Raw genomic sequence first — 19,190 nt, 5'->3', positions numbered from 1 at the left:
AAAAATCCCGGCGATACCATCAGGTACCGCCGGGATTTTTTATTGATCTATTTAATCAGGATCAGATTTCCTCGTACAGCGGCAAGGTCAGGAATTCGGCGAACGATTCCGACGTCGACATTTCCTCGAATATCTGGCCGGCGCGTACGTAGGTCGGGCCGTTGCCACCTGGCGCGTCGCGCTGCACTTTGGCCAGCTCTTCCGGAATCATGGCGCGTACCATCTCGGCCGTCACCTTGCGGCCGTCTTCCAGCACGCCCTTGCTCGAGCGAATCCATTGCCACACTTGCGAGCGGCTGATCTCGGCCGTGGCCGCGTCTTCCATCAGGTTGTGGATAGGCACGCACCCGTTGCCGGCCAGCCAGCTGCCCAGGTAGTGGATACCGACGTTGATGTTGTAGCGCAAGCCCGCTTCCGTGATCGGCGCTTCCGGCTGGAAGTTCAGCAGATCCGATGCTTTCACATCGATGTCGGGACGCTGTTTCTCGATCTGGTTCGGCTTGTCACCGAGCACTTTCGTGAACTCGCCCATGGCCAGTTCCACCAGACCCGGATGGGCAACCCAGCCGCCGTCGTAGCCGTCGGTGGCATCGCGCGCCTTGTCATTGCGCACGCCGCCCATGGCGATGTCGTTCTTTTCCGGATCGTTCTTGATCGGGATCAAGGCTGCCATGCCGCCGATGGCTGGCGCGCCACGCTTGTGGCAGGTTTTCAGCAGCAGCAAGGCGTAGGCGCGCATGAATGGCGCCGTCATGGTCACTTTCGCGCGGTCGGCCAGGCAGAAATCCTTGTCCAGCTTGAATTTCTTGATGCACGAGAAGATGTAATCCCAGCGGCCCGCGTTCAGGCCCGAGCTGTGCTCTTTCAGTTCGTACAGGATTTCATCCATTTCAAACGCGGCCAAAATGGTTTCGATCAGCACGGTCGCCTTGATCGTGCCTTGCGGCAAGCCCAATTCGTTTTGCGTCATCACGAAAATATCGTTCCACAAGCGCGCTTCCAGGTGCGATTCCATCTTCGGCAGGTAGAAATACGGGCCGGCGCCGCGGGCCAGCTGTTCCTTGGCGTTATGGAACATGAACAGGGCGAAATCGAAAATGCCGCCGGAAATGCGCTTGCCGTCGACCAGCACGTGCTTTTCATCGAGGTGCCAGCCGCGCGGACGCACGACGAGGGTCGCGGTCTTGTCGTTCAGCTTGTACGACTTGCCATTTTGCTCGAGCGAAATCGTCTTGCGCACGGCGTCGAACATATTGATCTGGCCCGTCAGCTGGTTGTCCCAGTTCGGCGTGTTCGAGTCCTCGAAGTCCGTCATGTAGCTGTCCGCGCCTGAGTTAAAGGCGTTGATGACCATCTTGCGCTCGACGGGACCCGTGATTTCCACGCGGCGGCATTCGAGCGCCTTCGGAATCGGCGCGATCTTCCAGTCGCCTTCGCGGATGTGCGCGGTTTCTGGCAGGAAATCAGGACGCTCGCCCGCGTCGAGGCGCTTGGCCCGCTCCCCGCGCACAGCCAGCAACTGCTGGCGGCGCGGCTCGAAAGCGCGCGTCAGCTTGGCCACCAGCGCCAGCGCGGCCGGCGTCAATATCTGTTCATAGCCGGGCTGGATGTCACCCGTGATTTGCATGCCTTCTGGAAGTGCGATCGTGTTCTGCGTCATGAAGTTCTCCGTTTTTTAGTCAATATAAGCAAGGTAATCTGGTGAGCCAAGTATAAGCTGAACGGCTGCGCGGACAAGCTGGGCAGAGGCGCAAAAACACTCTGCCAGGCGGCGCGTTTGTTCTATAGTATTGCACTATAAGGCATGGAAACGAGATTAAAAATCACTTCATCTATGCGTTTTTATCACAAGTGAAGGTATTGCGGGAGCACGGCATGGGACAGTTCAGACAAATATCGACGTTCGTGGAAGTGGTAGCGAAAGGCAGCCTTTCGGCCGCCGCGCGCGCGGAAGGCATCGCACCGGCCATGATAGGCCGGCGCCTCGATGCGCTGGAGCAGCGCCTGGGCGTCAAATTACTGCAGCGTACGACGCGCAAGCTGGCCTTGACGAATGAAGGCGCCGCCTTCCTCGAAGATTGCCAGCGCATCCTGGGCGAACTGGAAGAGGCGGAAGCGGCCGTGGCCGAACGCAGCGTGAAGGCCAGCGGCCATTTACTCATTTCCGCGCCGGCCGGCTTCGGACGCCAGCACGTGGCACCGCTGATTCCCTCTTTTGTTGCCGAACACCGCGACGTGACGGTGTCGCTGAACCTGAACGACCGTCTCGTCGACCTGATCGGCGAAGGCATCGACGTGGCCATCCGTATCGCCAGCCTGTCCGATTCCTCGCTCGTGAGCACCAAGCTGGCGGACAACCAGCGCGTGCTCGTCGGTTCTCCCGCCTACCTGAAACGGGCGGGCACGCCCCGTATCCCGGCCGACCTGGCCAAACACAATTGCCTGGCGATCAGCAGCGAAGGCAGCCAGCGGGGCTGGACCTTCCGCGAAAACGGCAAGAACGTGATTTTAAAAGTGGCGGGCAATATGGTCTGCAACGATGGCGAAGTGCTGCATGACTGGGCCTTGGCGGGCAAGGGCCTGGCGTGGCGCTCAATGTGGGAAGTGGGCGCCGAAATCGCCTCGGGCCAACTGGTGACGGTGCTGGACCAGTTCGCCGCCCCGGGCAATGACATTTACGCCGTGTTCGCCCAACGCCGCCACTTGCCGCTGCGCATACGGGCGTTTGTGGATTTTTTAAGGCACAGTTATTCGCAACCCGACTACTGGCGCGAACGGGCAATCTAGTCACTGCCGGCAGGACCGGTAGAGCGCAGTTTGACGCAGGCTGGCGTAGGTCGGTGTAGGTCGGCGTAGACACCAGCCCATACATCTGCCAACACCACCCTTTGTCGGCTTACGCGCAAGCGCTAGGCCGACCTACCTGATGACGCAAAGCACGCCGAAAAAGCGCGCAGTCCAAGCAAAACCGATACTTCACGGAAATTTAGGCGAAAAAAAATCCTCGGAGACCGAGGATTTCTTTATTTCGTTTGATCCAGCGTATTAGATTGGCTGAATGTTCGAAGCTTGCTTGCCTTTAGGGCCAGCGGTCACTTCAAAAGAAACGCGTTGGTTCTCTTGCAGGGACTTGAAGCCGTTCGACTGGATAGCCGAGAAGTGAGCGAACAGATCTTCGCCGCCTTCGTCAGGGGTAATAAAGCCGAAACCCTTCGAATCATTGAACCATTTTACGATGCCAGTTGCCATTACAATTTCCTATTTCAGTTAAGTTGGGCTTGCGCCCGTTATATCGTTTGAAGCAAGAAAGAAATGACAGACAAACTGCACTACTACCTCGAATCCAACGATGCCCAATTATACCAACAAAACTGAGAAAAACCATTCTTTCGCAAAATAAACTTACGAACACTACTTTAATAGCCAAATCCCCGTCTTGCGGCGCCCTGTACCAGCGGCATGGACACACTATATCCTAATCTTCGACGCGGGTGCTTTGCGTTGCATCAAATGAATCATTGCAACCACAGCTATATATTGCGGTCGCTCACGCCGTGAAATGGGTGGCGGCCGCATCGCGTCCCGCCCAGTCCAGCAACGCCGTCACTTGCGCCCGCACAACAGGCCATTCCGCCACCGCTTGCGCGGGGGCATTGAGCATGGCGCGCACCAGCTGTTCGATGCGCCGGCATTCCTGGCCCAGCGCGGCGAAGCCAAAGGTGGCGGCCGAGCCGGCTACGGCGTGCAGCGCGCGGTGCAGCTCCGTCAACGGTTCCAGACGGGGGCCATCGCTGTCGCAGCGGCTGCTTGCCTGCGTGATCGCTTGCAACAGGGCCGGCACGCCAGCCGCATATTTTTCATTCAGGGCGCGCAACCGCGCGCGAAAGTCCGGGTCGATCAAGGTTGCCATCGCAATACTCGCCTGACGTGGCTTATTTGGTGCCGAAGATACGGTCGCCGGCGTCGCCCAGACCCGGCACGATGTAAGCGTGGTCATCCAGGTGCGAATCGAGCGCGGCGCAGAACATCTTGACGTTCGGATGCGCGTTCTGGAACACGGTCACGCCTTCCGGTGCGGCCACCAGGGCCAGGAAGATGATCTGCTCGTCCGTCACGCCACGTTTTTTCAGCACGTCGACGGCATACACGGCCGAATTACCGGTCGCTACCATCGGGTCGCACAGGATAAAGGTGCGCTCGTTCAAGTCGGGCAGGCGCACCAGGTATTCCACGGGCATATGCGTGGCCGGGTCGCGGTACACGCCGATGTGGCCGACGCGCGCCGATGGCACCAGGTTCAGCAAGCCGTCGCTCATGCCGATGCCGGCGCGCAGGATGGGCACGATGGCCAGTTTCTTGCCGGCGATAACAGGCGCGTCGATGGTGACGAGCGGGGTCTTGATTTCGCGCGTGGTCAGCGGCAGGTCGCGCGTGATTTCATAGCCCATCAGCAAAGTGATTTCCTTGAGCAATTCGCGGAAGGTGCGCGTCGATGTGTCGTGCTCGCGCATGTGGCTCAGTTTGTGCTGAATCAAAGGGTGATCGGTAATGAACAAATTCGGGAAGCGTGGGTCTTGTTTCATATTGTTTTTCTTTCTCTACTGTCTGGCGCGGCGGCAAGCCTGGGCCGCAAGCGCGCTGTGTATCGATAAAATGATGGATTGCAGCATTATCCCAGCCCGCAGCCCGCCTGTGGCCGGAATTTTCGAAATAATCGGATTTATTGCAATCAATACTCGCGCAACGCGCGCGCCAGGATGGCCGCGCAATCGGTGCCTGCCGGCAAGCGCCCATACGCCCCGCCCGGCGCCTGCATCAGCCGCGACCGCAGGAATGCTTGCGCAACAAACGGCGGCGCATGGCGCAGCAGCAAGGCCGCCTGCACGGCCAGCACGATGCGTTCGGACAATTGCCTGGCGCCAAATTCATCCGTTTGCGGCCCGTCCAGGTCGGCCAGCAGCCGCCCGCGGTAGGCAACAAAGGCGGCGTCATCATCGCCGGCCAGCGCCAGCTCGTCCGCCAGGGCATCGCGCGCGGCCGGCGATTTGCCGAAGGCGCGCAAGACGTCAAGGCACATGACATTGCCCGAGCCTTCCCAGATCGAGTTGACGGGCAGTTCGCGGTACAGGCGCGCCAGCGGCGCGTCTTCCACATAGCCGGTGCCGCCCAGCACCTCCATGGCCTCGAAGCCAAAGCCGGGACCGCGCTTGCAGATCCAGTATTTGCCAGCCGGCGTAAGCACGCGCGCCAGCATCGCTTGCTGCGGGTCGTCCTTTTCATCGAAACAGCGGGCCAGGCGCAGCGCAAAGGCCGTGGCCGCTTCCGATTCGAGCGCCAGGTCGGCCAGCACGTTTTGCATCAGCGGCTGCTCGGCCAGCGGCTTGCCGAACACGGCCCGCTGGCGCGCATGGTGCAACGCCTGCGTCAAGGCGGCGCGCATGATACCGGCGCTGCCCAGCACGCAATCGAGGCGCGTGTGGCTGGCCATTTCTAGAATCGTGGGTATGCCCCGCCCCGGCTGCCCCACGAGCCAGCCGTAGGCGTTGGTAAATTCCACTTCCGACGAAGCATTCGAGCGGTTGCCCAATTTATCCTTCAGGCGCTGCACGCGGATGGCGTTGCGGCTGCCGTCGGGCAGGTAGCGGGGCAGGAAGAAGCACGACAATCCGCCCCCGTCCGCCTGCGCCAGGATCAGATGGGCGTCGCACTGGGGCGCCGAGAAAAACCATTTGTGGCCGACGATGCGCCAGACGCCATCAGCCTCGCCGCCGAACAGGGCCTGTGCCTCGGCCGGCGGCACGGGCACGGCGCGCGTGGTATTGCTGCGCACGTCCGAACCGCCCTGCTTTTCCGTCATGCCCATGCCGACCAGTGCGCCCCGCTTCAGCTCCACGGGCAGGGAACGGGGATCGTAGTCACGCGAGAGGATTTTCGGCAGCCAGCGCTGCGCGATCTGCGGCAGATCCAGCGCCTGGCGCAAGGCGGGCACCGAGGCATACGTCATCGTCACGGGGCACTGCGTGCCGTTTTCCACCTGCCCCACTAATAGATAAGCGGCCGCGCGCGCCACCTGGGCACCGGGACCGGGCGTGGCCCACGGCGAAGCATGCGCGCCCGCGCCCACGAGGATGGCCATCAGTTCGTGCCAGGCCGGATGGAACAGCACTTCATCAATGCGGCGCCCGGCCCGGTCGAACTGCTGCAACTCGGGCGTGTGGATATTGGCCAGGCGCGCCAGCGCATAGGTTTCGGCGCGGCCCAGCTTTTCGCCCAGCGCGTCGAGCTCCTGCAGCGCCGCCCCGCCGCCCTCGCGCAGCAGCGCCTCGATCAGCGCCGGGTCGCAGGCGAACAGATTGACGTTTTCAAACGGCGTGGCCTGGTTGAAAACTTCATGCGTGTCAAAAGCATTCATGGGGGTCTCCCGCGATTTGTTATCATGGCGCCCTTGCCTGCCGCGGACGCACCGTCAACACCGTCTGCCAGCCAGACTAGCGTAAAGCGCATGGCGGGGCAAGCGCACCAGCGGAAGCAAGCGCAGATAAATGTTTCCATGCAGAATGAAAATGCCTGTGTGTGTCGCGCAGCATGATTTTTTTCATGGAAGGCAGGAATATTTACAAAACCTGAAGCAATGTTGCTCTATTTCATGTAATCGGGTGCTTTTCAATGATACATTTCGTGTGGATCGCGTTCCGATAGCCGCCTTTCGGCCCCTATGGCGCGCGTCACGCAAGACGCACTCTTTCCGTTGGCGCCCTGCCCTGCAGCGAGCGCCGGCACTGATAATAAAAAGGTAAAAGCCAGCACGATGTTTTCCAGTACCCCATCCGCCGCCCACCGCGAGGCCCGCCACGAGTTGGACAACCTCATGGAAGAGGCAGGCGACGTCGTGTTCCGGCTCGATACGGACGGCCTGATCCTGTTCGCCAGCAAGCGCGCGGCCACCCTGTTTGGCGCACCATCGGGCATGACGGGCCACTTGCTGCTGCCGCTGGCCACTGAAGCGTCGCGCGCGGCGCTGCAGGCGGCGCTGGAAGACGCGCTGGAAGAACCAGGCCGCCTCGAAGTGCGCCTGCAAACGCCGGACCAGGAAATCTGGTTCGAGCTGCGCCTGTCTTCTTATATGAACGCGGCAGGCGTGGCCGAATTGCTGGTGGTCGGTCGCGACACGTCGGCCCAGCACAATACGGAAGAACGGCTGCGCCACATGGCCACGCACGATGCACTCACGGGCTTGCCGAACCGCTTGCTGCTGTCGGACCGCATCCGCATGGTGATCGCCCAGGCCGCCCGTTCGGGCCAAGGTTTTTCCGTCGCCACCATCGGCCTCGATGGCTTTAAAAAGGTCAACGACGGCCTGGGCCACCCCGTCGGCGACGCCGTGCTGCGCCTGGCCGCCGCGCGCCTGCGCAAGACCTTGCGCGACAGCGACACGCTGGCGCGCGTGGGCGGCGATGAATTCGTCGCCGTGCTGCCCGGCAGCGCCACGGACGCGCAAATCAAACTGGTGACAGGCCGCCTGCTGGCCACCCTGCAGGCCCCATTCGAAGTCGATGGCCACACGATCTACGTGGGCGCGTCCGTGGGCGTGTCGATCTACCCGCTGCATGCGGAAGATGAAGTGCGCCTGGTGGCGCTGGCCGATGCGGCCATGTCACGCGCCAAGGAAACGGGCAAGGCCCGCTGCCTGGTCTACAGCCCGCGCCTGAATGGTCCGTCGGAACACGATATTTCGCTGGAAGCGGCCATGTTTCACGCCGTGCGCGAAGGCGAATTCCTGCTCTTTTACCAGCCCATCGTCGATGCGCACACGCGGCAAATCCAGGGTTTCGAAACCCTGATGCGCTGGAAGCACCCGACCCTGGGCCTGGTGCCGCCCGTGCGCTTCATCTCGATTGCCGAAGCCAACGGCCTGATCAACCTGCTCGGTGCCTGGGCGCTGAAGGCGGCCTGCGTGCAGCTCAAGCAGTTCCAGGAAGTGGCCAAGCGGCCGCTGTACATTTCCGTCAACATCAGCCCGCGCCAGTTCCGCAACGACAAATTCCTCGACGTGCTTGATGACGCCATCGCGTTTTCGGGACTCTCGGGCGAACACCTGGTGCTGGAAATTACGGAAGGCACCTTGATGATCGACCCCGTGCATGCGGAAACCATCCTCGTCAAGATGACGGAGCGCCGCGCGCGCATCGCCATCGACGATTTCGGCACCGGCTACTCTTCGCTCGCGTATCTGAAACGCTTCCCCATTTCCGTGCTGAAGATCGACCGCACCTTCATCAAGGACTTGCCCGAATCGAGCAAGGATGCGGCCATCTGCAACACCATTCTCGACCTGGCCAAGCATTTGAACCTGTCCGTGGTGGCCGAAGGCGTGGAAACCGAAGAGCAAATGCACTTCATCGAATCGCGCGGCTGCCAGTACGTGCAAGGCTACCTGACGGGCAAACCGATGCCGGCCCACGCCGCGCTAGCGGCCTTGAGCGACAAAACCTATGCGGCGCTGGTGCCTGTGCCGTCTGCCAATGAACCGCGCGGAGGGGTGCAATGAATCCAGGTCATTTCACGGTACCGACACAGCTGGGCAAAAACACCCTGGACCTGCTGTGGGCGCGCACGCGCCAGCAGGGCGACATGCCCGGCTTCGCGAAAGCCATCAGCGCCATCCTGGGCGCCATGCGCGGCGAGGATGACCACGAATTCGACATCACGCAAACGGTGTTGTCCGACCCTGTCCTCACGCATAAGGTGCTGCGGCTTGCCAACAGCGGCATGTATTCGGCGTTTGGCCAGCGCGTCAACACGGTGTCGAAGGCCGTGCTGGTGCTGGGCATCGACGCCATCGGCCACCTGGCGCTGGGCCTGAAGCTGATCGAAGAGCTGTCGCAGGCGTCGCCCGATTCCGTCAGCGCCCATGTGGAAATGGAAAAGGCCGTGCTGGCCGGGATGGTGGCGCAACAGGTGGCCACCAGCGCCGGCAGCCTGCAGGCGGAGCAGGCAGTCGTCTGCTCGATGCTGCACACCCTGGGCCGCATGATGGTGACGTTCTACATGACGGATTTCTGGGCGCGCATGCAGGCGCATGCGGGTCCCGGCAACGAGGCGGCCGCCGCGCGCGAAATTTTAGGGCTGTCGCTGCCCGAAGTGGGCTATGCCACGGCCGCCCACTGGGGCTTGCCGCAGCACCTTATCAACGGCATGCGTCCGATGGATCCGTCGCCGGACAACTCTCCCGTCAGCGGTGCCGACTGGATGGCGGGCCTGTCGACGATGGCGGCGCGCTGCGCCGATTCGCTGTGGCATGACGATGCGGCCGGCGCGGCGCAAGTGCACGCGCTGATCGACGACTATGCGGGCACCCTGGGCGTCACGGCGACCGACCTCGTGGCGGCGGTGGACAAGGCCAAGGCGATGGCGGCGGCCGACCTGTCGATCGCGCCCCTGTCGAAACCGGCCGAACGGCGCGCGCGCCAGCTGGCGTCGACGCGCATGCGCGCCGAAGGCAACCGCGTATTGATCGGCGGCCTGGCCGACCTGCGCAGCGCCATCGGCAGCGCCAGCCCGGGACAGATGGTCTCGATGGCGCTTGAAACGCTGCACCAGGGCTTCGATTTTTCGCGCTCGGTGGCGTTCGTGCGCAACCACAGGGATCATCTGTATTCGGCGCGCATCAGCATGGGCGAAGGCATGGCCGACTTGCAGGATTTGATGGTGTTTGGCGACGCGTATGAACCGAACGTGTTCCACGCGGCCCTCAATAGCGACCGCGTGATCTTCATCGACAATGCGCGCGACCCGAAATTTGCCGCCAAGCTGCCGCAATGGTGGAAAGCGACGTTGTCGGAAGCGCGCAGCTTCGTCGTGCTGCCCCTGTCGGCCAACGGCCACCCCACGGGATTTTTATATGGCGACTGGGATGACAGCTTCCCGCCGATCCAATTGAACCAGACGGAATTCAACCTGATTAACGATATCCGGGCTTTGTTGGTGCAGTCAGTGGAGATGCGGCACCAATTGGAATTGGTGGCGAACAAGGTGGCGTGACCGGAAGCGCCAACGATGTTGTCGGATTACGCGGGGCGATGCCCCGCTAATCCGACCTACACGCACGCATGGCGTGGGCCGTAGGCCGGGTTAGCCAGAATGGCGTAACCCGACATCACCGCAACGCAGGCCCGCCATCCGACACCATTCAACTTACTTCAGCTTCGGCGTCGAAACAGACACATCGCCGCACTGCGCGCGGTGCATCAGCGCGTGGTCGATCAGCACCAGCGCCAGCATGGCTTCGGCAATCGGCGTGGCGCGGATGCCCACGCACGGGTCGTGGCGGCCGAATGTTTCGACCATCACGGGATTGCCTTCTTTATCGATCGAACGGCGCGGCGTGCGGATCGACGAGGTCGGCTTGATGGCGATCGAGACGCTGATATCCTGCCCCGTCGAAATGCCGCCCAGTACGCCGCCCGCGTTATTGCCGATAAAACCTTCCGGCGTCAGTTCGTCGCCGTGCTCGGAACCCTTTTGCGCCACCGAATCGAAACCGGCGCCGATTTCCACACCCTTGACGGCATTGATGCCCATCATGGCGTAGGCGATGTCGGCGTCGAGCTTGTCGTAGATGGGCTGGCCCAAGCCGACCGGCACGTTTTGCGCGATCACGTCGATGCGCGCGCCGATGGAATCGCCGTCGCGGCGCAACTGGTCCATCGCCTCTTCCATGCGCGCGATCAGGTCCGCGTCGCCGCTGGCGGCAAAGAACGGATTCGCATGCACGTGTTCCCACGACTGGAACGGCACGGGAATGTCGCCCAGCTGGCTCATGCAGCCCTTGAACGTGGTGCCGTATTGCTGCAGCAACCATTTCTTGGCAATCGCCGCCGCGCCCACCACGGGCGCCGTCAGGCGCGCCGACGAGCGCCCGCCGCCGCGCGGATCGCGCACGCCGTACTTGTGCCAGTAAGTGTAGTCGGCGTGGCCGGGGCGGAAGCTTTCCGCGATATTGCCGTAGTCCTTGCTGCGCTGGTCTTCATTGCGGATCAGCAGCGCGATGGGCGTACCCGTCGTCACGCCCTGGTACACGCCGGAGAGGATCTCGACCGTATCGGATTCCTGGCGCTGCGTCACGTGGCGCGACGTGCCCGGCTTGCGACGGTCCAGCTCGGGCTGGATATCGGCTTCCGACAGGATCAATCCCGGCGGACAGCCATCGATCACGCAGCCGATGGCCGGACCGTGCGATTCGCCGAAAGTGGTAACAGTAAACAGCTTGCCAAAAGAATTGCCGGACATAGTAGGAAGTGTGAGGACTGGAAAACTCAATTCTACCAGCCTGCGGGGCGTGCCATGCCGCTAATGCCGCGCCCAGGCCCGATATTCCCCCACCCAAATCGCCATTTTTACATCCCGTGTATTTTTTCACACAAAAACACCAAATATGAGTTGCAATAATGCAAAACAAGAAATATTGCTCCACAGAATAGATTTAAAAAAACATTTTGCTTATTAAATAGCTATATACTTGGATCAAAGCGCACCACACAATACTGGTTGTCAAACCGATCTGGACTGCGCCGAGAGCACGTCACAAATGTCCAGGGCTAGGCGCGTTGCCGAAGACAGTACGCAAGTACGGCGAGGCAACGCAACAACGCCATGGGCTTTTGCGACGCGCTCGTATAAACATCGAGTCATCCTGGAGAAGCTATACATGCCCGCACCGATCATCCCCCTTGACGCCAACAAGGACGATCACGACGACCTGGTATTCCTCGATGAACAACCAGCGGCGCCGCTGGCCGCCGCACCGCGCAGCGTCTGGCGGGTGATGATCATCGACGACGATGAAGACGTCCACTCCACCACCACTTTCGCCCTCGGCAACCTGGAAATGCAGCACCGCCCGCTGGAATTCGTGCATGCGTATTCGGCCGGCCAGGCGCGCGAACTGCTCAGACATGAAGACGACATCGCCGTCATCCTGCTCGACGTGGTGATGGAACAGGATGACGCGGGCCTGCACCTGGTGCGCTACATCCGCGAAACCCTGAAAATGACGGATGTGCGCATCATCCTGCGTACGGGCCAGCCAGGCTATGCGCCGGAAATCGACGCCATCCGCGATTTCGACATCAACGACTACAAGACCAAATCCGAACTGACGCGCATCAAGCTGTTTACGACGGTGACGGCGGCCATCCGCTCGTACGAGCAGATCCGTTCGATCAACAGCAGCCGGCGCGGCCTGGACCGTATCGTCCACGCCAGCACGCAGCTGATGGCGCTGCACGGCGTGCAGAACTTCTCGGCCGGCGTGCTGGCGCAGATCGCCGACCTGCTGGGCATCCGCGCCGACGGCGTGCTGTGCGTGCAGGACTTGCAGGACAACGGCAGCAAGGAGCTGCTCGTCTCGGCCTGCACGGGCAGCTTTTCCAGCCTGCCGCACAGCGCTCTGTGCGGCTTGCAAAATCCCCGCGTGATGGCCGCCATCGAGCACACGCTGGCGCAGCGGCGCAATGTGTACGCGCACGACTACGCCACCCTGTACTTCGCGGGCAAGGCCAGCCGCGATGCGGCCGCCTACCTGATGCTGCCGCGCCCCCTTTCCGCCATCGATGAAAGCCTGCTGGAAGTCTTCTGCAGCAACGTCGCCGTGGGCCTGGACAACGTCGAGCTGGTGTCGCACCTGCACAATGCCGCCTTTTACGACCAGTTGTCGAAGCTGCCCAACCGCACGCGCCTGGTGGAAATCCTCGACGCCACCCTGGCCGGCCCCGCGCGCGACGACGCCACGTTGTCGCTGGTCGACCTCGACCATTTTGCCGAGACCAACGACGCACTGGGTCACCAGTTCGGCGACACCTTGCTGATCGCCGTGGCGGGCCGGTTGCAAACCCAGCTGGGTCCCCAGCTGACGGTGGCGCGCCTGGGCGGCGACATCTTTTGCGTGCTGGGCGATTCGTCGCAAGTCAACCCAAACAAGATCCTCGCCCTGTTCCAGCCGCCGTTCTGCATTGACGGCCAGGACGTGCAGCTGTCCGCCACCCTGGGCCTGGTGCGGCTCGGTGAACATGCGGGCACGGGCGCCGATGCGCTCAAAGATGCCGATATCGCCCTGAAGCGGGCAAAAAGCCAGCAGCGCGCCGGCCACTTCTATTTCTCACGCAGCATGGGCATCGAAATTCGCGAAAGGGTGCGCATGATGCACGCGCTGCGCACGGCTTTCAGCCAGGACCAGCTGTTTGTCGTGTACCAGCCGCAGATCGACCTGACGACGCGCCGCCCCGTGGGCGCGGAAGCGCTGCTGCGCTGGCAGACGCCGGACGGCAAGTTCATCTCGCCCGACCGCTTCATCCCGATTGCCGAATACTCGGGCATCATCATCGACTTGGGCGAATGGGTGCTGCGCACGGCCTGCCGCGAACTGGTGCTGCTGCGCGAACAGGGCCACCGCAACTTCGTCATGTCCATCAACGTGTCGCAGGTGCAGTTCCGCCATCCGCTATTTTTGGACATGCTGCGCGCGGCGCTGGAAGAGACACAGGCGCCGCCCGAGTTCATCGAGCTGGAAATCACGGAATCGATGGCCATGGAAGAGCCGGACCTGCTGATCAAGATGCTGTGGCAGATCAAGCAGACGGGTGTCAGCATCGCCATCGACGACTTCGGCACGGGTTTTTCCTCGCTGTCCTATTTGCAGCGGCTGCAGGTGGACCGCCTGAAAATCGACCGCGCGTTTGTGACGGAAATCACCGGTTCGGCGCGCGGCAGCAGCATCGCCGAGATGGTCATCCAGTTGGGCCGCAACCTGGGCCTGGCCGTGATCGCGGAAGGCGTGGAAGACGAGCGGCAAGCGCAAATCTTGCAGGCGCTGGGCTGCCCGATGGCACAAGGCTTTCTGTTCGCCCGCCCGATGACGGCCAGCGCGCTGGGCAGCTGGCTGAACAACGAGGCGCTGCAGGGGGCGGCGTAGACGCCACCCTGGATAGTCAATGTAAAACGCCGGCAGTTGCCGGCGTCGTTTTTACTGCATGGTGGTATCAGTCCGTCGTTTCGGCCGGCCAGTCGCGGATATATGCCTTGAGCATCTGGTTCTCGAAGCTTTGCGCTTCGAGCACGGCGCGCGCCACGTCGTAGAAAGAGATGACGCCCAGCAGGGTCTTGGCGTTCATGACGGGCAGGTAGCGCGCGTGTTTTTCCAGCATGATGCGGCGCACTTCGTTCACTTCCGTGTCGGGCGTGACGGTGATCGGGTAGTCATCCATGTGCTTGCGCACGGTGCCGCCGCCGATCTGGCCCGCGTTTTCATGCAGCGCGTTCAACACTTCGCGGAAGGTCAGCATGCCGACCAGGTCGCCAAATTCCATGACCACCAGCGAACCGATGTCTTTTTCAGCCATGGTATTGGCCGCGTCAAGCAGGGGCTGGTCAGGCGTGACCGTGTAGAGAATATTGCCCTTGACTTGGAGAATTTCAGATACTTTCATATTGGCCGTCCTGTCCGCGTGATTGGTATTTTAGTTATTCTAGCCCTTACTGCGACTGTAGCCTATGCCTGCGGAAAAATCCAGCCTTGCGCGCAATCAAATCGTGGGGGATTGCACGCAACAAGATCCACTATCAAGACGTCTAACAAAAACGTAGCGAGCGGATGCGCGGCGCGGCCGAGAAGCGCAGCTGTACACTAGTACAGCGAGCATCGCCGGCCGCGCCCCGCGACGCGCAGTAGTTTTGGTTAGACGTCTTCAGCCCCTGCGGCGGAACCAACCAGCTATGGAGAGGCGCTGGCGCGCAGTCGGCAGCACTTCGTGCAGCATCTCGCCCGACATGAACATGGCCATGCGGCCCGCTTGCGGCAGGATGTCCAACACGGGCGCGCCTTGCGGGTGCAGACGCAGCGCGCCGCCGTGCTCGGGCAGCCAGTCGTCGTTCAGGTACAGCACGACGGACACGGTGCGCTTGTCGTCGTCGCGGAAACGGTCCAGATGGGCCCGGTAAAAGGCGCCCGGCGCGTACAGGGCGAAATGGCTTTCGTATTCTTCCAGCCCCAGGAACAGCTCGCGGTTCAGCATGCGGCGCAGCGCTTCCATGTGTGCCAGGTAGCGGTCGCACGCCTCGGAACGGCCTGTTTCCAGCCATTCGATATGGTCGCCGCGGATATCGGGCTGCAGCAGCGGCGCATGGCCGCTGCCCACGCCGGCGCCCTTCATCTTGCCGCTGAGCATGGATTGCACGCATTCGGCGGCCAGCTGGCGGCTCAGTTCAGGGGAGATAAAATGCTCTTGCATGAGCCAACCTGCCTGGCACAGGCCGTCGACGATAGAGAGTCCGGGAACGGCAAGGGAGCCGTCGAACGATATTGCGGGCATAAAATCTTTCCTGGTGGACTTGCGATGAGAGTTCGCCTGAAGCCCAGGAATTCGCTGGCACGTAGCCGCCTTCCCTGCGGCGCGGCGCACGCGCACAGGTCAAACAGCCCGAATATCGCTGATCCGGTATCCTACCACCGCCGCACCGCGCCGGTCACTTTTTTTACACTGCAGGTTACAGGCCCTGCCCGCCAGCACGGCGCCATGCGCCCTGCACAGGAGCCCTTTTGCTCAGCTGCAAATCAGGTTACGATCTTGCCACTATAAAACTTGGCGGAGACACCATGAGCGGCCCGACATACCCCGGTTTCGATACTTTATCCCTGCATGCGGGCGCCGCGCCCGATCCGGCCACTGGCGCACGCGCCACGCCCATCCACTTCACGTCCTCGTTTGCCTTCAAGAGTTCGGAGCATGCGGCTTCGCTATTCAATATGGAGCGGGCCGGCCACGTCTACTCGCGCATCTCGAATCCCACGAACGCCGTGCTGGAAGAGCGCATCGCCGCGCTGGAAGGGGGCGTGGCCGGCATCGCCACGGCCAGCGGCCAGGCCGCCATGCATCTTGGTTTATGTACCATCGCGGGCGCCGGTTCGCACATCGTTGCTTCGCGCGCCCTGTACGGCGGTTCGCACAACCTGCTGGCCTACACACTGAAACGCTTCGGCATCGAGACGACCTTTGTCGACCCGCGCGACGTGGACTCTTGGCGCGCCGCCATCCGCTCAAATACAAAAGTGCTGTTTGCCGAAACCCTGGGCAATCCCGGTCTCGACGTGCTGGACATCCCGACCATTGCCGCCCTGGCGCATGAACACCACTTGCCGCTGATGCTCGATTCGACGTTTACCACGCCGTATCTGCTGCGACCCTTCGAGCATGGCGCCGACCTGGTGTTCCACTCGGCCACCAAATTCCTGTGCGGCCATGGCACGGCCATTGGCGGCCTGCTCGTCGATGGCGGCACCTTCGACTGGCAAACGGCGTACGACAAGACGGGCCGTTTCGCCGAACTGTGCGCACCGTACGAGGGATTCCACGGCATGGTCTTCGCCGAGGAATCGACTGTAGCGCCGTTCGCCCTGCGTGCGCGGCGCGAAGGCTTGCGCGATTTCGGTGCCGTCATGAGTCCGCACAATGCCTTCGCCATCCTGCAGGGCGTCGAAACCCTGGGTCTGCGCATGGACCGCCACGTGGCCAACACGCGCAAAATCATCGACTTTCTGCTGGCCAATCCGGCCGTGGAGTCCGTCTCCTATCCGGAGCTGCCGTCGCACCCCGATTACGAGCTGGCGAAAACCCTGCTGCCGAAAGGCGCGGGCGGCGTGTTCACCTTCCGCCTGCGCGGCGACCGCGCGGCCGGCCAGCGCTTTGTCGACAGCCTCAAGATTTTCTCGCACCTGGCCAATGTGGGCGACGCCAAGTCGCTCGTCATCCACCCCGCCTCCACCACGCACTTCCGCGTACCCGACGACCAGCTGGCGCAGGCGGGCATCACGCAAGGCACCATGCGCTTGTCCGTGGGCCTGGAAGACGCGGACGATTTGATCGAAGACCTGGCCCGTGGCCTGAAACTGTCGCAGAAAGGCGCCTGAGATGCTGTTCACCATCGACAATACCGTCGCCTACTGCTACACGGGTGGCAAGGCTTTTAACCCACATCAGCCGACGGCCGTCTTCATCCACGGCGCGCAGAACGACCACTCCGTGTGGGCGCTGCAAACGCGCTATTTTGCCCACCATGGCTGGAACGTGCTGGCCGTCGACTTGCCGGGCCATGGCCGCAGCCTGGGCGCGGCGAAAAGCAGCGTTGAAGAGCTGGCGCGCTGGATACTGGCCGTGCTGGATGCGGCCGGCGCGGACAAGGCCATGCTGATCGGCCACAGCATGGGCTCACTGATCGCGCTGGAAGCGGCGCACCTGGCGCCGGAACGGGTCAGCCACCTGGCCATGCTCGGCTCCACCTACCCGATGAAAGTCTCGCCGGCCCTGCTGGAAACATCGCTGAACGATGAACAGGCGGCCATCGACATGGTCAATATCTGGTCGCACTCGTCGATCGCGCAAAAGCCGTCGTTCCCCGGCCCCGGATTCTATGCCATGGGCGGCGCGCGGCGCTTGAAACAGCGCATCGCCGCCCTCAACCCCGGTCATGTATTTCACACGGATTTTTTCGCCTGCAATGCCTACGCGAACGGCGAAATCGCCGCCGCTTCGGTACACTGCCCCACTTTATTCATTTTCGGCGCGCGCGACATGATGACACCGCCCAAGTCGACCAAGCTGCTGACGTCAAGCATCGCGCATGGCACGGTGGTGCAGGTCGACAGCGGGCACGAATTGATGGCCGAACAACCCGACGCCGTGCTCGACGCGCTGTTTGCGTTTGCGCAAACGGCAGCGGCATGAACGCTTTTTTTAGGATAGATGCACATGTTGTTGAATACCCTGTTTGACGAATTGACTGGCCGCGGCAGCGGCACGGAAGCGGCGCGGCACGAACGCTACAACTGGCTGGAACAGCTACGCTGCGCCAACCAGCAAGCGGACGAAAACGGCCCCATGGCGGGCATCCCCGGCCACCACTGGTACCGGCTGCCGCAGGCGCTGGCCGTGGCAGGCCAGCAGACGGACCTTTTGGTCGGCACCCTGAACGCGCAATACCTGGTCTTCGCGGGCCGCCACGCGGCGGCATTCGCGGCCGAACTGGGACTGCAATACGACGCCAACAACCGCATCGACCGCCCCGGCGGACTCGATGAACTGCTCGACGCCTATGAAGAACAGGCCGACGGCAACTGGACCATCTTGCCGAATGAACCGCCAGCGCCGCCACTGGCGGGCTGGGACGATGTATACTTCCGCGTGCGCGACCTCAGTGACGGCAAGGCCATCCAGAGCGTGACGACCATCGCCTACGAAAGCAGCCGCTTTCCCGGCTACACCCTGCTGGGCACGACCATGGTGGGCGCCGGCGCCATCGCGCACGACGACGAGACGGCGCAGTATCTGCAGCAAGTGTTCGCCGACTGGGCCATCCAGCGCGCTTGCGCCGACGCCTGCCCGGCTTCGTCCACGCCCTGGCCTTGCACGCCGCGCCAGACGCCGCCCGCACCGTTCGATTTTGCCCGCAACCTCGCCTACCTCGACACTTTGCTGGCCGGCTACGCACGCGCACAGACGCAGGCGGAAGACGATGGCGGCGACGCGGCCTACTGGGCATGCGCGGCCGCCAGCACGGCTTACCAGGTCTTCTCGTTGCGCTACACGGCAGGCTTGCCCTTGCCGGAAGTGGAGCCAGCGCTGGAAGCGGCCATTGCCGCCTGCGAAACGGCGCGCGCGGCCCTGGGCGCCGCCTATGATGACGATGCCTTGCCCGCCTTTGATTTCGAACAGTTGACCGATTATGCGCGCACCCTGCAACTGCTGGGCGCGACCCTGCTGTTCGGCCGCCGCGATCTGGCCATGCGCCTGGCCGCCCTGCAAACGGCTTTTGACGGCGAAGACGGCGTGTACGAGGCGTTGCTGGCCACCATCGATCCGCAGCGTCCCGCCGTCGATGAATGGTATTTCGCAGAACCCTACTCGGCCCTGTTCGAGTGCCTCGACGCAGACGATCCCGCCCAGCAGCTCGAGCACCTGCGGCACTACCTGGCCAGCTGGCACGGTGCGCTGGTGCGCGAAGACTGGTTCAACGGCCATTTGCGCGCGCAGGGCCTGGGCGGCTACTACGGCCTGTGGGCCTTCGAGGCAGCCGCCGTGGCCAAGCAGCTGGGCCTCGAGCGCAGCGCGCTGGCGCACTGGCTCATGCCGCCATCGCCCTGA

Annotated in this window: 15 protein-coding genes; 7 read left to right on the top strand and 8 right to left on the bottom strand. The window is 62.4% G+C overall.

Annotated elements, in window-relative coordinates:
- Positions 1–61: 61 nt before the first annotated feature.
- Complete coding sequence (gene aceB / locus ACQ4WO_RS10660; RefSeq protein WP_436481368.1) at positions 62–1,660, bottom strand: malate synthase A; 1,599 nt, start codon at positions 1,658–1,660, stop codon at positions 62–64.
- A 215-nt stretch (positions 1,661–1,875) separates the two neighbouring features.
- On the opposite strand from aceB, the gene ACQ4WO_RS10655 reads away from it, so the two are divergent.
- Complete coding sequence (locus ACQ4WO_RS10655; protein WP_035819455.1) at positions 1,876–2,787, top strand: LysR family transcriptional regulator; 912 nt, start codon at positions 1,876–1,878, stop codon at positions 2,785–2,787.
- Positions 2,788–3,045: 258 nt separating this feature from the next.
- Here ACQ4WO_RS10655 and ACQ4WO_RS10650 read toward each other — a convergent pair whose 3' ends face one another.
- From ACQ4WO_RS10650 to ACQ4WO_RS10635, 4 genes are all read right to left on the bottom strand, one after another.
- A complete protein-coding gene (locus ACQ4WO_RS10650) occupies positions 3,046–3,249 on the bottom strand; it encodes a cold-shock protein (protein ID WP_010398811.1) in 204 nt (67 codons plus the stop codon).
- Between the two features lie 298 nt (positions 3,250–3,547).
- A complete protein-coding gene (locus tag ACQ4WO_RS10645; RefSeq protein ID WP_436481367.1) occupies positions 3,548–3,910 on the bottom strand; it encodes an Hpt domain-containing protein in 363 nt (120 codons plus the stop codon).
- Positions 3,911–3,932: 22 nt separating this feature from the next.
- A complete protein-coding gene (gene upp / locus ACQ4WO_RS10640) occupies positions 3,933–4,583 on the bottom strand; it encodes a uracil phosphoribosyltransferase (protein WP_046682928.1) in 651 nt (216 codons plus the stop codon).
- Between the two features lie 146 nt (positions 4,584–4,729).
- Positions 4,730–6,412, bottom strand: a complete 1,683-nt coding sequence (locus ACQ4WO_RS10635) for an isovaleryl-CoA dehydrogenase (protein WP_436481366.1) — start codon at positions 6,410–6,412, stop codon at positions 4,730–4,732.
- 396 nt (positions 6,413–6,808) lie between these two features.
- Between ACQ4WO_RS10635 and ACQ4WO_RS10630 the strand changes: the two genes are divergently transcribed.
- Positions 6,809–8,548, top strand: a complete 1,740-nt coding sequence (locus ACQ4WO_RS10630; protein ID WP_436481365.1) for a putative bifunctional diguanylate cyclase/phosphodiesterase — start codon at positions 6,809–6,811, stop codon at positions 8,546–8,548.
- Positions 8,545–10,041 carry an HDOD domain-containing protein gene (locus ACQ4WO_RS10625; protein ID WP_436481364.1) on the top strand — a complete coding sequence of 499 codons (1,497 nt, stop codon included), beginning with the start codon at positions 8,545–8,547 and terminating at the stop codon, positions 10,039–10,041. The genes ACQ4WO_RS10630 and ACQ4WO_RS10625 overlap by 4 nt, the downstream gene beginning before the upstream one ends.
- Positions 10,042–10,194: 153 nt before the next feature.
- Here ACQ4WO_RS10625 and aroC read toward each other — a convergent pair whose 3' ends face one another.
- Complete coding sequence (gene aroC, locus ACQ4WO_RS10620; RefSeq protein ID WP_046682932.1) at positions 10,195–11,289, bottom strand: chorismate synthase; 1,095 nt, start codon at positions 11,287–11,289, stop codon at positions 10,195–10,197.
- A gap of 418 nt (positions 11,290–11,707) precedes the next feature.
- Here aroC and ACQ4WO_RS10615 point away from each other — a divergent pair, with 418 nt between their 5' ends.
- Positions 11,708–13,969 (top strand): putative bifunctional diguanylate cyclase/phosphodiesterase, encoded by a 2,262-nt coding sequence (locus tag ACQ4WO_RS10615; RefSeq protein WP_436481363.1) that lies wholly within the window; start codon positions 11,708–11,710, stop codon positions 13,967–13,969.
- Between the two features lie 67 nt (positions 13,970–14,036).
- Here the strand turns inward: ACQ4WO_RS10615 and ACQ4WO_RS10610 are convergent, their stop codons facing one another.
- Entirely contained in the window at positions 14,037–14,483 is a 447-nt protein-coding gene (locus ACQ4WO_RS10610) for a CBS domain-containing protein (RefSeq protein WP_436481362.1), read from the bottom strand.
- A 258-nt stretch (positions 14,484–14,741) separates the two neighbouring features.
- Positions 14,742–15,365: a 2OG-Fe(II) oxygenase gene (locus ACQ4WO_RS10605; RefSeq protein WP_436481361.1), complete on the bottom strand. Its 624-nt coding sequence runs from the start codon at positions 15,363–15,365 to the stop codon at positions 14,742–14,744.
- A 284-nt stretch (positions 15,366–15,649) separates the two neighbouring features.
- Here ACQ4WO_RS10605 and ACQ4WO_RS10600 point away from each other — a divergent pair, with 284 nt between their 5' ends.
- The 3 genes from ACQ4WO_RS10600 to ACQ4WO_RS10590 are packed head-to-tail and all read left to right on the top strand — an operon-like array spanning position 15,650 to position 19,190.
- Positions 15,650–16,960, top strand: a complete 1,311-nt coding sequence (locus ACQ4WO_RS10600; protein ID WP_436481360.1) for an O-acetylhomoserine aminocarboxypropyltransferase — start codon at positions 15,650–15,652, stop codon at positions 16,958–16,960.
- Between the two features lies 1 nt (position 16,961).
- Positions 16,962–17,774, top strand: coding sequence for an alpha/beta fold hydrolase (locus ACQ4WO_RS10595; protein WP_436481359.1), 813 nt, complete (start codon positions 16,962–16,964; stop codon positions 17,772–17,774).
- A 24-nt stretch (positions 17,775–17,798) separates the two neighbouring features.
- A complete protein-coding gene (locus ACQ4WO_RS10590; RefSeq protein WP_436481358.1) occupies positions 17,799–19,190 on the top strand; it encodes a PoNe immunity protein domain-containing protein in 1,392 nt (463 codons plus the stop codon).

Origin of the sequence: Janthinobacterium aestuarii, from assembly GCF_051380835.1 — a bacterium.
Lineage (GTDB): Bacteria > Pseudomonadota > Gammaproteobacteria > Burkholderiales > Burkholderiaceae_D > Janthinobacterium > Janthinobacterium aestuarii.
This window is presented reverse-complemented; position numbering and strand designations above follow the sequence as displayed.

What these genes read in the sequence shown, in the direction of transcription:
- ACQ4WO_RS10655 (WP_035819455.1), top strand. Translation starts at nt 1,876, where the DNA reads ATGGGACAGTTCAGACAAATATCGACGTTCGTGGAAGTGGTAGCGAAA.
- ACQ4WO_RS10630 (WP_436481365.1), top strand. Translation starts at nt 6,809, where the DNA reads ATGTTTTCCAGTACCCCATCCGCCGCCCACCGCGAGGCCCGCCACGAG.
- ACQ4WO_RS10610 (WP_436481362.1), bottom strand. Translation starts at nt 14,483, where the DNA reads ATGAAAGTATCTGAAATTCTCCAAGTCAAGGGCAATATTCTCTACACG.
- ACQ4WO_RS10615 (WP_436481363.1), top strand. Translation starts at nt 11,708, where the DNA reads ATGCCCGCACCGATCATCCCCCTTGACGCCAACAAGGACGATCACGAC.
- upp (WP_046682928.1), bottom strand. Translation starts at nt 4,583, where the DNA reads ATGAAACAAGACCCACGCTTCCCGAATTTGTTCATTACCGATCACCCT.
- aroC (WP_046682932.1), bottom strand. Translation starts at nt 11,289, where the DNA reads ATGTCCGGCAATTCTTTTGGCAAGCTGTTTACTGTTACCACTTTCGGC.
- ACQ4WO_RS10645 (WP_436481367.1), bottom strand. Translation starts at nt 3,910, where the DNA reads ATGGCAACCTTGATCGACCCGGACTTTCGCGCGCGGTTGCGCGCCCTG.
- ACQ4WO_RS10650 (WP_010398811.1), bottom strand. Translation starts at nt 3,249, where the DNA reads ATGGCAACTGGCATCGTAAAATGGTTCAATGATTCGAAGGGTTTCGGC.
- aceB (WP_436481368.1), bottom strand. Translation starts at nt 1,660, where the DNA reads ATGACGCAGAACACGATCGCACTTCCAGAAGGCATGCAAATCACGGGT.
- ACQ4WO_RS10600 (WP_436481360.1), top strand. Translation starts at nt 15,650, where the DNA reads ATGAGCGGCCCGACATACCCCGGTTTCGATACTTTATCCCTGCATGCG.
- ACQ4WO_RS10595 (WP_436481359.1), top strand. Translation starts at nt 16,962, where the DNA reads ATGCTGTTCACCATCGACAATACCGTCGCCTACTGCTACACGGGTGGC.
- ACQ4WO_RS10605 (WP_436481361.1), bottom strand. Translation starts at nt 15,365, where the DNA reads ATGCCCGCAATATCGTTCGACGGCTCCCTTGCCGTTCCCGGACTCTCT.
- ACQ4WO_RS10635 (WP_436481366.1), bottom strand. Translation starts at nt 6,412, where the DNA reads ATGAATGCTTTTGACACGCATGAAGTTTTCAACCAGGCCACGCCGTTT.
- ACQ4WO_RS10590 (WP_436481358.1), top strand. Translation starts at nt 17,799, where the DNA reads ATGTTGTTGAATACCCTGTTTGACGAATTGACTGGCCGCGGCAGCGGC.
- ACQ4WO_RS10625 (WP_436481364.1), top strand. Translation starts at nt 8,545, where the DNA reads ATGAATCCAGGTCATTTCACGGTACCGACACAGCTGGGCAAAAACACC.